The sequence below is a fragment of the Streptomyces sp. NPDC057617 genome (genome assembly GCF_042800555.1).
Taxonomy (GTDB): Bacteria; Actinomycetota; Actinomycetes; order Streptomycetales; family Streptomycetaceae; genus Streptomyces.
This window is the reverse complement of record NZ_JBHVGV010000005.1, coordinates 254,382-268,083: the sequence shown is the minus strand read 5'-3', so window position 1 is coordinate 268,083 and position 13,702 is coordinate 254,382. Positions and strand designations below refer to the sequence as shown.

General features: G+C 70.9%; 6 protein-coding genes. 4 read left to right on the top strand and 2 right to left on the bottom strand.

Going from position 1 to position 13,702, the window contains the following annotated elements; genetic code table 11:
• Nucleotides 1–26: 26 nt before the first annotated feature.
• The gene (gene glgP, locus ACFU9P_RS15110; protein ID WP_384080542.1) at nt 27–2,624 is read right to left on the bottom strand and encodes an alpha-glucan family phosphorylase; all 2,598 of its coding nucleotides are present in this window, start codon (nt 2,622–2,624) and stop codon (nt 27–29) included.
• 493 nt (nt 2,625–3,117) lie between these two features.
• Between glgP and ACFU9P_RS15105 the strand changes: the two genes are divergently transcribed.
• The 4 genes from ACFU9P_RS15105 to glgB all read left to right on the top strand — a co-directional run bounded on the left by ACFU9P_RS15105 (nt 3,118) and on the right by glgB (nt 11,253).
• A complete protein-coding gene (locus ACFU9P_RS15105) occupies nt 3,118–5,115 on the top strand; it encodes an alpha-1,4-glucan--maltose-1-phosphate maltosyltransferase (protein WP_384081014.1) in 1,998 nt (665 codons plus the stop codon).
• Complete coding sequence (gene treS, locus ACFU9P_RS15100; protein ID WP_376371684.1) at nt 5,112–6,845, top strand: maltose alpha-D-glucosyltransferase; 1,734 nt, start codon at nt 5,112–5,114, stop codon at nt 6,843–6,845. Before ACFU9P_RS15105 ends, treS begins: the two co-directional genes overlap by 4 nt.
• A 241-nt stretch (nt 6,846–7,086) precedes the next feature.
• Nucleotides 7,087–8,595, top strand: a complete 1,509-nt coding sequence (locus tag ACFU9P_RS15095; protein WP_384080538.1) for a phosphotransferase — start codon at nt 7,087–7,089, stop codon at nt 8,593–8,595.
• A gap of 207 nt (nt 8,596–8,802) precedes the next feature.
• Nucleotides 8,803–11,253, top strand: a complete 2,451-nt coding sequence (gene glgB, locus ACFU9P_RS15090) for a 1,4-alpha-glucan branching enzyme (protein WP_384080536.1) — start codon at nt 8,803–8,805, stop codon at nt 11,251–11,253.
• Between the two features lie 108 nt (nt 11,254–11,361).
• On the opposite strand, the gene ACFU9P_RS15085 is transcribed toward glgB, so the two are convergent.
• Nucleotides 11,362–13,593: a HelD family protein gene (locus ACFU9P_RS15085; protein ID WP_384080533.1), complete on the bottom strand. Its 2,232-nt coding sequence runs from the start codon at nt 13,591–13,593 to the stop codon at nt 11,362–11,364.
• Nucleotides 13,594–13,702: the final 109 nt, after the last annotated feature.

Genomic DNA, 13,702 nt, shown 5'->3' with positions numbered 1-13,702 from the left:
GCACCCCCGTCTCCCGCCCGCCGCCGTCACCGCAGCAGGACCCCCGCGCCCTCGCCCGTAGCCTCCGTGGGCAGCGCGACCAGCCCCAGGTCCGCGCTGGTGGCGAGCAGCGGATGGGACGGCAGCACCCGGACCGTGTAGCCGTACGGGCCGGTACGGTCCAGGACGAGCGGCCCCTCGTACACCCAGCGCCCCTGCGCGTCGGGCCCCTCGGCCGGCTTGAGCGGGTAGGTCCGCGCGTCCACGAGTGTGTCGTCGGAGCCGACCCGGCCCGCGACGGCCTGCACCTCCACATCGTCCGGGCGCAGTTCGCCCAGCGCGGCCCGGACCCGCAGGGAGAGCGTGGAGCCCAGCTCGGCCGCGCCTCCGGAGGCCGTCGCCGCGACAGCCTCCACATGGTCCACCGCCACATAGGGCCAGAGCGTGCGCGTGCGGTACTTCCAGGACGCCAGCTCCGCGGCGGTCGCCGCGTCCATCGCGCGGTGGGCGTGGGCGGCGGGCTCGTACAGCCGCTCCACGTACTCGCGCACCATCCGCCCCGCGAGCACCTTCGGCCCCAGGTTGACCAGGGTGCTGCGGACCATCTCGATCCAGCGCTCCGGCAGCCCGGCAGCGCCGTGGTCGCCCCGGTCGTAGAAGCGCGGCGCGACCCGGTCCTCGATCAGCGCGTAGAGGGCGTTCGCCTCCAGCTCGTCCCTGCGGTTCTCGTCGGTGGCGGCGTCCGCGGTGGGGATGGCCCAGCCGAAGTCCGGCTCGAACCACTCGTCCCACCAGCCGTCCAGCACCGACAGATTGAGGCAGCCGTTGAGCGCGGCCTTCATCCCGCTGGTGCCGCACGCCTCCAGCGGGCGCAGCGGATTGTTCAGCCAGACGTCGCAGCCCGGGTAGAGCTTGCGCGCCATGCCCATGCCGTAGTCCGGCAGGAAGACGATGCGGTGGCGCACCCGCGGGTCGTCGGCGAACCGCACCAGCTCCCGTACCAGCCGCTTGCCGCCGTCGTCCGCGGGGTGCGCCTTGCCCGCGACCACGATCTGGACCGGCCGCTCCGGGTCGAGCAGCAGATCGGTCAGCCGGTCGCGGTCGCGCAGCATCAGCGTGAGCCGTTTGTACGAGGGGACGCGGCGCGCGAAGCCGATGGTCAGGATGTCCGGGTCGAGGACTCCGTCGATCCAGCCCAGTTCGGCGGCCTGGGCGCCGCGCTGGAGCCAGGACGCGCGCAGCCGCTGCCGTACCTCCGTGACGAGCTGCTCGCGCAGGGTCCTCCGTACGTCCCACAGGTCGGCGTCCGGGACCGCGGGCGACAGGGTGGCGTCCGGGCCGCCGCCGGACAGCCGGGCGATCTCGGGTGCGACCCAGGTCGGCGCGTGCACGCCGTTGGTCACGGAGATGATGGGCACCTCCTCCGCGTCGAAGCCGGGCCAGAGGCCGGCGAACATCTCGCGGCTGACCGCTCCGTGCAGGGTGGAGACGCCGTTGGCGCGCTGGGCGAGGCGCAGGCCCATCACGGCCATGTTGAAGAGATTCGGCTCGCCGCCCGGGAAGCTCTCCATCCCCAGGCCGAGGACCCGCTCGGCGGCGACGCCGGGCAGCTCGCCGTCGTCCCCGAAGTGGCGGGCGACCAGATCGAGGTCGAACCGGTCGATGCCGGCGGGGACCGGGGTGTGGGTGGTGAAGACCGTCCCGGCCCGGACGGTCTCCAGCGCGGCCTCGAACCCGAGACCCGCGCCGACGAGTTCGCGGATGCGCTCCAGGCCGAGGAATCCGGCGTGGCCCTCGTTGGTGTGGAAGACCTCCGGCGCGGGGTGGCCGGTGAGCCTGCAGTACGTACGGACCGCACGCACCCCGCCGATGCCCAGCAGCATCTCCTGGAGGAGGCGGTGCTCGCTGCCGCCGCCGTAGAGCCGGTCGGTGACCTCTCGCTCGCCGGGGCCGTTCTCCTCGACGTCCGAGTCGAGCATCAGCAGCGGGACGCGCCCGACCCGCGCCTGCCAGACATGGGCCCGCAGGGTGCGCCTGCCGGGCAGGGCGAGAGCGACCTCGGCGGGGGTGCCGTCCGCCTCGCGCAGCAGGGTGAGCGGGAGTTCATTGGGGTCGAGGACCGGATACTGCTCCTGCTGCCAGCCGTCCCGTGACAGCGACTGGCGGAAGTAGCCGTGCCGGTAGAGCAGACCGACACCGATGAGCGGTACGCCGAGATCGCTGGCGGCCTTGAGATGGTCGCCGGCGAGGATGCCGAGGCCGCCGGAGTACTGGGGCAGGGCCGCGGTGATCCCGAACTCGGGCGAGAAGTAGCCGACGGCGGCGGGCAGCCCGTCGCCCTGCCGGTCGCGCTCCTGGTACCAGCGGTCGCCGCGCAGATAGGTGTCGAGACCGGCCGCGGCGTCGGCCAGCCGGCCGAGAAACGAACTGTCCGCGGCCAGCTCGGCCAGACGGGCGGCGGAGACGGATCCGAGCAGCCGCACGGGGTCCCCGTCGGCGGCCCGCCAGCCGGCGGGGTCGACGGATTCGAAGAGCTCTCGGGTCTCGGTGTGCCAGGACCAGCGCAGGTTGCGGGCGAGGTCGCTGAGCGGTTGGAGTGGTGCGGGCAGGACGGGGCGGACGGTGAACCGACGGATTGCCTTCACGTGTTCCACCTTCGCAGGGACCTACGAGTCAGGGCGGGCGCACCACGGGTGTGCGGTCCGCCGTCCCTCCGACGGTAGTCCTCCGGCGCCGTACGCAACCACGGCGCATTCGCGCATTCACGCCCGGCGCTCCACGCCCCAGCGGTGACAGCCCGCCGGATTGCCCACCCGAGGGGAGGGGGAAGGCTCCTCCGGTACGCACAGCGCACACCGCGCCCTCCACCGCTCATACGCGGTGCCCGTACGGCAAACGAGCGCGTTTCCACCCGATTCCAGCGCTATTCGAGTGAACGCGGACAGGAGCGGCCATGCTCGCAGCCTCCGAGTCGTCCACCGAGCAGCTACAAAGAACATCCAAAACCTCCGGACCATCCCAAACATCACAGGCATCAAGAACCGGTAAAGCCACTCAACAGCCGGTAAAGTCACGCAACCCGCTCAATCCTCCCTGCCTGTCACGCCCGCACAGCCCACAGGTGATCCAGTGAAACCGCTGATTGGTCGCATTCCCGTCCTGGACGTACTCCCGCTCGTCGACTGCGGCAGACGCCCCGCGAAGGCGGTGAGCGGTGAGTCCTTCCAGGTCACCGCGACCGTCTTCCGCGAGGGCCATGACGCCGTCGCGGCCAATGTCGTCCTCATGGACCCCAGTGGCCGCCCGGGCCCCTGGACCCCCATGCGTGAGCTCGCCCCCGGCACCGACCGGTGGGGCGCCGAGGTCACCCCCACCGAGGAGGGCCGCTGGACCTACACCGTCGAGGCGTGGAGCGACCCGGTCACCACCTGGCGCCACGCGGCCCGGATCAAGATCCCCGCGGCCGCCGACGAGCACGACATCGCCCTGGTCCTCGCCGAGGGCGCGGAGCTGTACGAACGGGCAGCGGCCGGAGTGCCGAAGCGCGAAGGCCGGGAGGCCGTGCTCGCCGCCGTCGACGCCCTGCGCGACGAGTCGCTGTCCGCCGCGGACCGGCTGGCCGCCGCGCTCGCCCCGGCGGCGAACGCCGCCCTCGCCCGCCATCCGCTGCGCGAGCTGGTCACCGCCTCACGCCCGGCGCCCCTGCTGGTCGAGCGCAGACGGGCACTGTACGGCTCGTGGTACGAGCTGTTCCCGCGCTCCGAGGGCGCGGTCGTCAAGAAGGGCGAGCCGCCCGTCAGCGGTACGTTCCGTACGGCCGCCGAACGGCTGCCCGCGGTCGCCGCGATGGGTTTCGATGTCGTGTACCTGCCGCCGATCCATCCCATCGGCACCACCTTCCGCAAGGGCCGCAACAACTCCCTGGACCCCGGCCCGGACGATGTCGGGGTGCCCTGGGCGATCGGCTCCGCGGCCGGCGGCCATGACGCCGTCCATCCCGATCTGGGCACCATCGAGGACTTCGACCACTTCGTGGAGACCGCCCGCACCCTGCGGATGGAGGTCGCGCTCGACTTCGCCCTCCAGTGCTCCCCGGACCACCCCTGGGTCACCAAGCACCCCGAGTGGTTCCACCACCGCGCCGACGGCTCCATCGCGTACGCCGAGAACCCCCCGAAGAAGTACCAGGACATCTACCCGATCGCCTTCGACACCGATCTGCGCGGTCTGGTCAGGGAGACCACCCGAGTCCTGCGCCACTGGATGGACCACGGCGTACGGATCTTCCGCGTGGACAATCCGCACACCAAGCCGGTGGTCTTCTGGGAGAAGGTCATCGCCAACATCAACCGCACCGACCCCGATGTGATCTTCCTGGCCGAGGCGTTCACCCGCCCGGCCATGATGCGTACGCTCGGCGCCGTCGGCTTCCAGCAGTCGTATACGTACTTCACCTGGCGCAACGGCAAGCAGGAGCTGACCGACTACCTGACCGAGCTGGCCTGCGAGACAGCCGCCTTCATGCGGCCGAATTTCTTCGTCAACACGCCTGACATCCTCCACGCCTACCTTCAGCAGGGCGGGCGCCCCGCTTTCGAGGTACGGGCCGTGCTCGCCGCGACCATGTCGCCGTCGTGGGGTGTCTACGCGGGGTACGAACTCTGCGAGAACACCCCCGCGAAGCCCGGCAGTGAGGAGTACCTTGACTCCGAGAAGTACGAGCTGAGGCCCAGGGACTGGGAGGCGGCCGAGCGGGAGGGCCGCACCATCGCCCCGCTGATCACCCTGCTCAACCGGATCAGACGGCGGCATCCCGCACTTCAGCAACTGCGCGACATCCATTTCCACCACGCCGACAATGACGCGGTCATCGCGTACAGCAAGCGGGCGGGCACGGACATCGTTCTGGTGGTCGTCAACCTCGACCCTCACCACACCCAGGAGGCGACGGTCTCGTTGGACATGGAACGGCTCGGCCTCGAACGGCATGAGACCGTTCCGGTGCGCGACGAGCTCACCGGCGAGACCTATCACTGGGGCAGCTCCAACTATGTGCGCCTGGAGCCGGGTGTCACACCCGCGCACATCGTGGTGCTGCGACCGTCCCCGCCGATCGGAGGGTCACCCACATCATGATCGTCAATGAGCCCGTCCACGACACGTTCGAGGACACCCCGGTCAAGGACCGCGATCCCGACTGGTTCAAGCGGGCCGTCTTCTACGAGGTCCTGGTGCGTTCGTTCCAGGACAGCAATGGCGACGGCATCGGAGACCTCAAGGGCATCACGGCCAAACTGGACTATCTCCAGTGGCTCGGGGTCGACTGCCTCTGGCTGCCGCCGTTCTTCAAGTCGCCCCTGCGCGACGGCGGCTACGACGTGTCCGACTACACGTCGGTGCTCCCCGAGTTCGGCGATCTGGCCGACTTCGTGGAGTTCGTCGACGCCGCGCACCAGCGCGGAATGCGCGTGATCATCGACTTCGTCATGAACCACACGAGCGATCAGCACGAGTGGTTCCAGGAGTCCCGCAAGGACCCCGAAGGCCCGTACGGCGACTACTACGTCTGGGCCGACGACGACAAGCAGTTCCAGGACGCCCGGATCATCTTCGTCGACACGGAGACGTCCAACTGGACCTTCGATCCGGTGCGCAAGCAGTACTACTGGCACCGCTTCTTCTCCCACCAGCCCGATCTCAACTACGAGAACCCGGCGGTGCAGGAGGAGATCATCTCCGCGCTGCGGTTCTGGCTGGACCTGGGCATCGACGGCTTCCGGCTCGACGCCGTGCCGTATCTGTACCAGCAGGAGAACACCAACTGCGAGAACCTCCCGGCCACCCACGCCTTCCTCAAGCGGGTGCGCAAGGAGATCGACGCCAACTACCCGGACACGGTGATCCTCGCCGAGGCCAACCAGTGGCCGGAGGACGTCGTCGACTACTTCGGGGACTACACCCTGGGCGGCGACGAATGCCATATGGCGTTCCACTTCCCGGTGATGCCGCGGATCTTCATGGCCGTACGGCGCGAGTCCCGCTACCCGGTCTCGGAAATCCTGGCGAAGACCCCGGCGATCCCGACCAACTGCCAGTGGGGCATCTTCCTGCGCAACCATGACGAGCTGACCCTCGAAATGGTCACGGACGAAGAGCGCGACTACATGTACGCGGAGTACGCAAAGGATCCGCGGATGCGCGCCAACATCGGCATCCGCCGCCGGCTCGCCCCGCTGCTGGACAACGACCGCAACCAGATCGAGCTGTTCACCGCGCTGCTGCTGTCGCTGCCCGGCTCCCCGATCCTCTACTACGGGGACGAGATCGGGATGGGCGACAACATCTGGCTGGGCGACCGGGACGCGGTCAGAACGCCGATGCAGTGGACCCCCGACCGGAACGCGGGCTTCTCCTCCAGCGATCCGGGCCGGCTCTATCTGCCGACGATCATGGATCCGGTCTACGGCTACCAGGTCACCAATGTGGAGGCGGCGATGGCCTCGCCGTCCTCGCTGCTGCACTGGACCCGGCGGATGATCGAGATCCGCAAGCAGAACCCGGCCTTCGGGCTCGGTTCGTACACCGAACTGCCGTCGTCGAACCCGGCGGTGCTGGCCTTTCTGCGCGAGGCGCCCTCGCCGCAGGGCAACGGTGACGATCTGGTGCTGTGCGTCCACAACTTCTCACGCTTCGCACAGCCCACGGAGCTGGACCTGACGCAGTTCAACGGACGCCATCCGGTGGAACTGATCGGCGGGGTGCGCTTCCCGGCCATCGGGGAGTGGCCCTATCTGCTGACGCTCGCGGGCCATGGCTTCTACTGGTTCCGGCTGCGGAAGGACGGCCTGCCGGGCGTCACCTCGTAACGCCTTTCCTCTGCTTTCCTCTCCTTTCCTCGCAGCACCGCGTTCACGCCGTGCGAGGCGGTTTCCGCCGCCCCGCACGGGGCACGCTGTTTGTCCATAGGGAATCGAGAATCTGTACGGACAGAATCGAGCCCGTACGGATCATCCTCACCCGACACGTCCCGCACAGCCGGACAGCCATTGCCGCAATCCGGGACACTCTGCGCATCCTGTGGTGTGCCCGGGGAAAGGACGCGATGCCATGTCGAAGGCTGCATCCACCCGGACTACCCCGTGCCTCGTCACCGCCTCGCCCGCTGCCTCACCGGCCGCGTCGTCCGCGCTGTCGCCCGCCGACGCGAGGGCGCTCGTCGGCTCGCTCGCGCCGCTGCTCCATGACTGGCTGCCCCGCCAGCGCTGGTTCGCCGGCAAGGGCCGGCCGGTCACCGGCTTCGTTCCGCTGGCGGCCACCGAGCTGCTGCCGATGACCGCGGGGGGTCCGGGGCTGCTGCACCTTCTCGTACGGGTCGAGCAGCGCAGCGCGCAGGGCCCGCCTCCGGCGATTCCCTCCTCCACCCCCGCGGGTGCCACGTCCTCGACGGCGTGCGGCACGGCCGTGGGCGGCGACTGTTACCAGCTTCTGCTCGGGGTGCGCAAGGCACTGCCCCCGGCGCTGGCGTCCGCGCTGATCGGGCATGCGGCGCAGGGTCCGCTGGCCGGCCGTACCGTCTACGAGGGGCTGCATGATCCGCGGCTGGCCGAACTGCTGCTGGAGCGGCTGCGCGCGCCCGGCGCGCTGGGGCCGCTGCGCTTCGACCGCGCGGGCACCGTACCGGCGGGGCTGACCGGGCGGCTGCTCGACGCCGAGCAGTCGAACTCGTCCCTGGTGTACGGGGACGCCTTCATCCTCAAGATCCTGCGGCGGGTCTTCCCCGGGCCCCACCCCGATCTGGAGCTGCCGCTCGCGCTGGCCGCCGAAGGGTGCGAGCGGGTGCCCGCGCCGGTCGCCTGGTTCGAGGCGGCCGATCCGTCGGGCAGCGGCGACTCGCTCACCCTCGGGGTGCTCCAGCCGTATCTGCGCGGCTCCCAGGACGGCTGGCAGCTCGCGCTCGGCGCGCTGGCCAGGGGCCGGGACTTCACCAGGGAGGCGCGGGCGCTGGGGCGGGCCACCGCCGAGGTGCACACCGCGCTCGCCGCCGCGCTGCCCACGGTCACCCTGGGGCGGCGGCAGACCGCGCAGCTCGCGGAGGGGATGGCCGAGCGGCTGGAGGCGGCGGCGCAGGCGGTGCCGGTGCTCATGCCGTACGTTCCGGGGCTGCGCACCGCGTTCGACGCGCTCGCCGGTCTGGACGAGGCGGGGCGCGGCAGACCGGCCCAGCGCGTGCACGGGGATCTGCATCTCGGACAGACCCTGTGGTCGCCGGACGGCCGCTGGTCGGTCATCGACTTCGAGGGCGAGCCGGCCCGGCCGCTGGCCGAGCGCCGCCGCCCGCAGCCGCCGGTCCGCGATGTCGCGGGCATGCTCCGCTCCTTCGACTACGCGGCCCGCTCGCACGAGCCCTGGCGCCCGGACTGGGCGGCGCGCTGCCGGTCCGCGTACTGCGAGGGGTACGCACTGGCCTCGGGCACCGACCCGCGCGCCGAGCCGGAGCTGCTGCGCGCGTACGAGACGGACAAGGCGGTCTACGAGGTCCTGTACGAGGCGAGGCACCGCCCCGACTGGCTTCCGGTCCCGATGGCCGCAATCCGGCGGCTGGCCGGAGACGCCTGAAGCGGCGGTCCGGTACGGCGAGGGGGCGCCGCGTCGTCACACGGGAGCGGTGCCGTACCGGCCGGGCACCGGCCCGAGCCGCCCGATCAGACCCGATCAGCCCTGTTCCGTCCGATCCGCCCGACCCGTCTGATCCGTCCGAGCCGCCCGAGCCCTTCCGTCCATCCAGCGCGGCACCGCCGCAGCACCGCCGAGGAGGCAGCCCCCGTGACCGCCCGCACGCCGTCCGACCGTCCTTCGGAGCCCACGCTCCCCACCACCTCCGTCCCCGCCCCGGCCGCCGGGGCGGGGAAGAAGCCCGCGCGCCGCAAGCGCCCGCAGGACTCCGGCGCCACCGCTCCCCCGCCGCGCGACGACCCCGGCGGGCATGCGGGTGCGGTGCGGGCCGCGCCCGCGCTGGACGACACGGACCGGGAGCGGCTGCTCAACGGCTCGCACCACGATCCGCACGCGCTGCTGGGCGCGCACCCGGTGGCGGACGGCGTGCTGTTCCGGACGCTGCGGCCGTACGCGCGCGGAGTGACCGTCGTGGCCGTCATGGCCGGGGAGCCCGCCGGGAAGCGTGCCGTACGGGCCGCGCTGCACGACGACGGCGACGGCTTCTTCTCCGGGATCCTGCCGCTGGAAGCCGTCGAACCCGCCAGAACCGCCAAACCCGTCAAAGGCTTCGCAGCCGTACCGGAGTACACGCTTCTCGTCCGCTACAGCGACACCGGCGAGGCGCTCGACGAGCTGGAGGTGCAGGACCCGTACCGTTTCCTGCCCGCGCTCGGCGAACTCGATCTGCATCTGATCGGCGAGGGCCGGCACGAGGAGCTGTGGCGGGCGCTCGGCGCCCGGACCATGACCCACCAGGGCGTGGCCGGCACCCGCTTCACCGTCTGGGCACCCAATGCCCGGGGCGTACGGATCTCCGGCGACTTCAACTACTGGGACGGCACCGCCCTGCCGATGCGCTCGCTCGGCTCCACCGGGGTGTGGGAGCTGTTCGTGCCGGGGATCGGCGAGGGCGCGCTGTACAAGTTCGACATCACCCGCCCCGACGGCTCGCACACCCTGCGCGCCGACCCGATGGCACGCCGTACGGAAGTGCCGCCCGCGACGGCCTCCGTGGTCACCGAGTCGCACCATGTGTGGCGTGACGAGCAGTGGCTCGCGCGCCGCGCCGACCGCCCGGTGCACGAGGCGCCGTTCTCCGTGTACGAGGTCCATCTCGCGTCCTGGCGGCCGGGATTGACGTACCGTCAGCTCGCAGCGCAGCTCCCGGCGTACGTCCGCGACCTCGGCTTCACACATGTGGAACTGATGCCGGTGGCCGAGCATCCCTTCGGCGGCTCCTGGGGCTATCAGGTGACCGGCTTCTACGCGCCGACCTCCCGGATGGGCACGCCGGACGACTTCCGGTATCTCGTCGACGCCCTGCACCGCGCGGGCATCGGGGTGATCGTCGACTGGGTGCCCGCCCACTTCCCGAAGGACGACTGGGCGCTGGCCCAGTTCGACGGCCGGCCGCTGTACGAGCACGGGGACCCGCAGCGGGCCGAGCACCCCGACTGGGGGACGCTGGAGTTCGACTACGGCCGCACGGAAGTCCGTAACTTCCTGGTCGCCAACGCCGTGTACTGGTGCGAGGAGTTCCATGTCGACGGGCTGCGGGTCGACGCGGTCGCCTCAATGCTCTACCTCGACTACTCGCGCGAGGAGGGCCAGTGGACCCCCAACGAGCGCGGCGGGCGCGAGAATCTGGACGCCGTCGCCTTCCTCCAGGAGATGAACGCGACCGTCTACCGCCGCTGTCCGGGGGTGGTGACCATCGCCGAGGAGTCCACCGCCTGGAACGGCGTCACCCGCGCCACCCACCATGTGGGACCCGACGGCTTCGGCGGGCTCGGCTTCGGGCTGAAGTGGAACATGGGCTGGATGCACGACTCGCTGGACTATGTCTCCAAGGAGCCGGTCCACCGCAAGTACCACCACGGCGAGATGACCTTCTCCATGGTGTACGCGTACAGCGAGAACTACGTCCTGCCGATCTCCCACGACGAGGTCGTGCACGGCAAGCGCGCGCTGGTCTCCAAGATGCCCGGCGACTGGTGGCAGCAACGCGCCAACGAGCGTGCCTACCTGGGCTTCATGTGGGCCCATCCGGGCAAGCAACTCCTCTTCATGGGGCAGGAGTTCGCGCAGGGCGCGGAGTGGTCGGAGGGGCATGGCCCGGACTGGTGGGTGCTCGATCCGTCGTACGAGGCCGAGGCCGACCACCGGGGCGTACGCGATCTGGTGCGCGATCTCAACACTGTCTACGCGGCGACACCCGCGCTCTGGGAGCGCGACACCGTGCCGGAGGGCTTCGCGTGGGTCGACGGCGACGCGGCCGACGACAATGTCTTCGCCTTCCTCCGCTTCGATGCGGACGGCGCGCCGCTGCTGGCGGTCTCGCACTTCTCGCCGGTGGTGCGGCAGCAGTACCGGCTCGGTGTGCCCGAGGAGTTCGCGTCCTGGACGGAGATCCTGAACACGGACGCGGCGCGGTACGGCGGCAGTGATGTGCTGAACGCGGAGCCGGTGAAGCCGGAGCCGGTGGCGGCGCACGGGCGGCCCGAGAGCATCCAGCTCACATTGCCGCCGCTGGCGACGGTGTGGCTGCGGCCGGTGTGAGGGTTTTTGTACGGTGCGGCCCCCGCCGGGGTGATTCCGGCGGGGGCCGTTCCGTACCGTTTCCGCACTGTTTTCGTACCGTTGACGGTCGGGCGCGGTCAGGTGCGGTCAGGTGCGTACGATTCCCAGCCGCTGGGTCGCCCGGGTCAGGGCCACGTACAGGTCGTTCGTACCCCGCGGCGAGGCGTTCAGGATGCCGTCCGGGTCGGCGACGATCACCGTGTCGAACTCCAGGCCCTTCGCCTGGCGGGCGCCGAGCAGGACCACCGGCCGGGTGAGATCGGGCTCGGATCCCCAGGAGGCGTCCGGGAGTTCGGCCGCGAGGGCGGGCAGCAGAGTCGCCGGGGCGATCACCGCGAGCCGGCCCTCGCCCGGGTGCGCCAGCGCCGGATCCGAGGTCAGCGCGGCGGCCGTACGTACCAGAGCCGCCGGTTCCACCGTACGGACGAGCGGGGCGCGGCCGGTCGACCGTACCGACTTCGGGGGTTCGAAGAGCGGGTCCGCGGTCCGCCGTACCCTGGCCGCGACCTCCATGATCTCCACCGGCGTACGGTAGTTGACGCCGAGGCGCGCCAGCCGCCAGCGGTCGCCGGTGTACGGCGCGAGGATCTGCCGCCAGGAGTCGCAGCCCGCCGCGTCGCCGGTCTGGGCGGGGTCGCCGACCAGGGTCATGGAGCGGGTGGGGCAGCGGCGCATCAGCAACCGCCAGGCCATGGCGGAGAGTTCCTGTGCCTCGTCCACGACGATATGGCCGAAGGCCCAGGTGCGGTCGGCGGCGGCCCGTTCGGCGGCGCTCCGAGTGTCGGCCTCCTCCTGCCGGTCCGCGAACCGTTCGGCGTCGATGATGTCGTGCGCGGCGAGCACCTCGGACTCCTGGTCCTCGAACTCGTACGTCTTCGAGCCCTCGGAGAGATCGAGCACGCCCTGCGCGTAGGCGATCCGGTCCTGGCGTTCGGCCTCGGCCGCGGCGCGCGCGGCGCTGTCGTCCTCGCCGAGGAGTTCGGCGGCCTCGTCCAGCAGCGGTACGTCGGCCGGGGTCCAGGGGCCGTCGGACCTGCGGATCAGCTCGGCGTCGCCGTCCGGGAGGCGGGTGGGTTCGGCGAGGAAGTCGGCGATCAGCCGCTGCGGGGTGAGGAGCGGCCAGAGTTCCTCGATCGCGGCGTGCACCTCGCGGCTGGTGGCGATCTCCTTGCCGAGCTGGGCGATGTCGTCGGCGCCGAGCAGATTCTCACCGCCGAGGGGATCCGCGCCGAGCCGCTCCGCGAGCTGCTCGGTGAGGGCGTCGATGACATGGAAGGCGAAGTGCGGGCGCGCCAGATTGTGCGGAAGGCCGGTCTCCCGGGCGTGCCAGCGGGCGTCCTCGGCCATGGCGCGGTCGAGGAGGAGCGTTCCGTACCCCTCGTGGGCGATCTCGGTGGCACGGTGGGGCACGGTCTGCCGGTCGCGCACCACGCCGGCCAGCACCTCGGGCATCGAGGCCCGGCCCTTGATCTCGGCCGCGGCGGGAGTGTCCGTACCGGTGGCCCGTACCCCCGGGAACAGCTCACCGACCGTCGCCAGCAGCACTCCCGTCTCACCGAGCGAGGGCAGCACCTCGCCGATATAGCCGAGGAAGGCCGGGTTGGGGCCGACGATCAGCACGGCGCGGCGGGCGAGCTGCTCGCGGTGGGCGTAGAGGAGATACGCGGCCCGGTGCAGCGCGACGGCGGTCTTGCCGGTCCCGGGGCCGCCCTCGACGACGAGCACGCCCCGGTGCGGGGCGCGGATGATGCGGTCCTGCTCGGCCTGGATGGTCTGGACGATGTCGCTCATCCGGCCGGTACGGGCGGAGTTGAGGGCGGAGAGCAGGACGGCGTCGGCGTCCGGGTCCTCGTAGCCGGTACGGGTGGTGTCGGTGAGATCCATGATCTCGTCGTGCAGGGCGGTGACGCGGCGGCCCTGGGTGGTGATGTGGCGGCGCCGGCGCAGGCCCATCGGGGAAAAGCCGGTGGCGAGATAGAAGGGGCGGGCGACGGGGGCGCGCCAGTCGATGAGGAGGGGGGTGCGGTCCTCGTCGTCGAGGCGTATTCCGATTCGTCCGATGTGGTGGGTATTGGCGCCCGTGGCGGTGTCGCCCTGCGGGTCGTGCAGGTCGATGCGGCCGAAGCAGAGACCGCTCTCAACGGCATTGAGGGTGGAGAGGCGGTGGGACTGTTCCGCGACGCTGATGTCCCGCTCCACCCGGGCCTGCCGTACGGTCGTGATCTGGCCGGCCGACGCCTCCATGGCGGTCTCGGCCTGGTCCCGGAGGGCGTCGAGGCGCTCGTAGAGGACAGAGATGAATTGCTGCTCATTCCGCAATTCGTCGGTGGATTCCTGATTGGATCCCCGATTGGATTCCGTGGTTGACAATTCAGCCCCTGTCCGATACGCTGCACACTAATGAGTTTCCTGCACCTCACAGTCCAAA

Bases quoted from the DNA above. Each gene is read 5' to 3' on its own strand.
- treS (WP_376371684.1), top strand. From the start codon at position 5,112: ATGATCGTCAATGAGCCCGTCCACGACACGTTCGAGGACACCCCGGTC.
- ACFU9P_RS15095 (WP_384080538.1), top strand. From the start codon at position 7,087: ATGTCGAAGGCTGCATCCACCCGGACTACCCCGTGCCTCGTCACCGCC.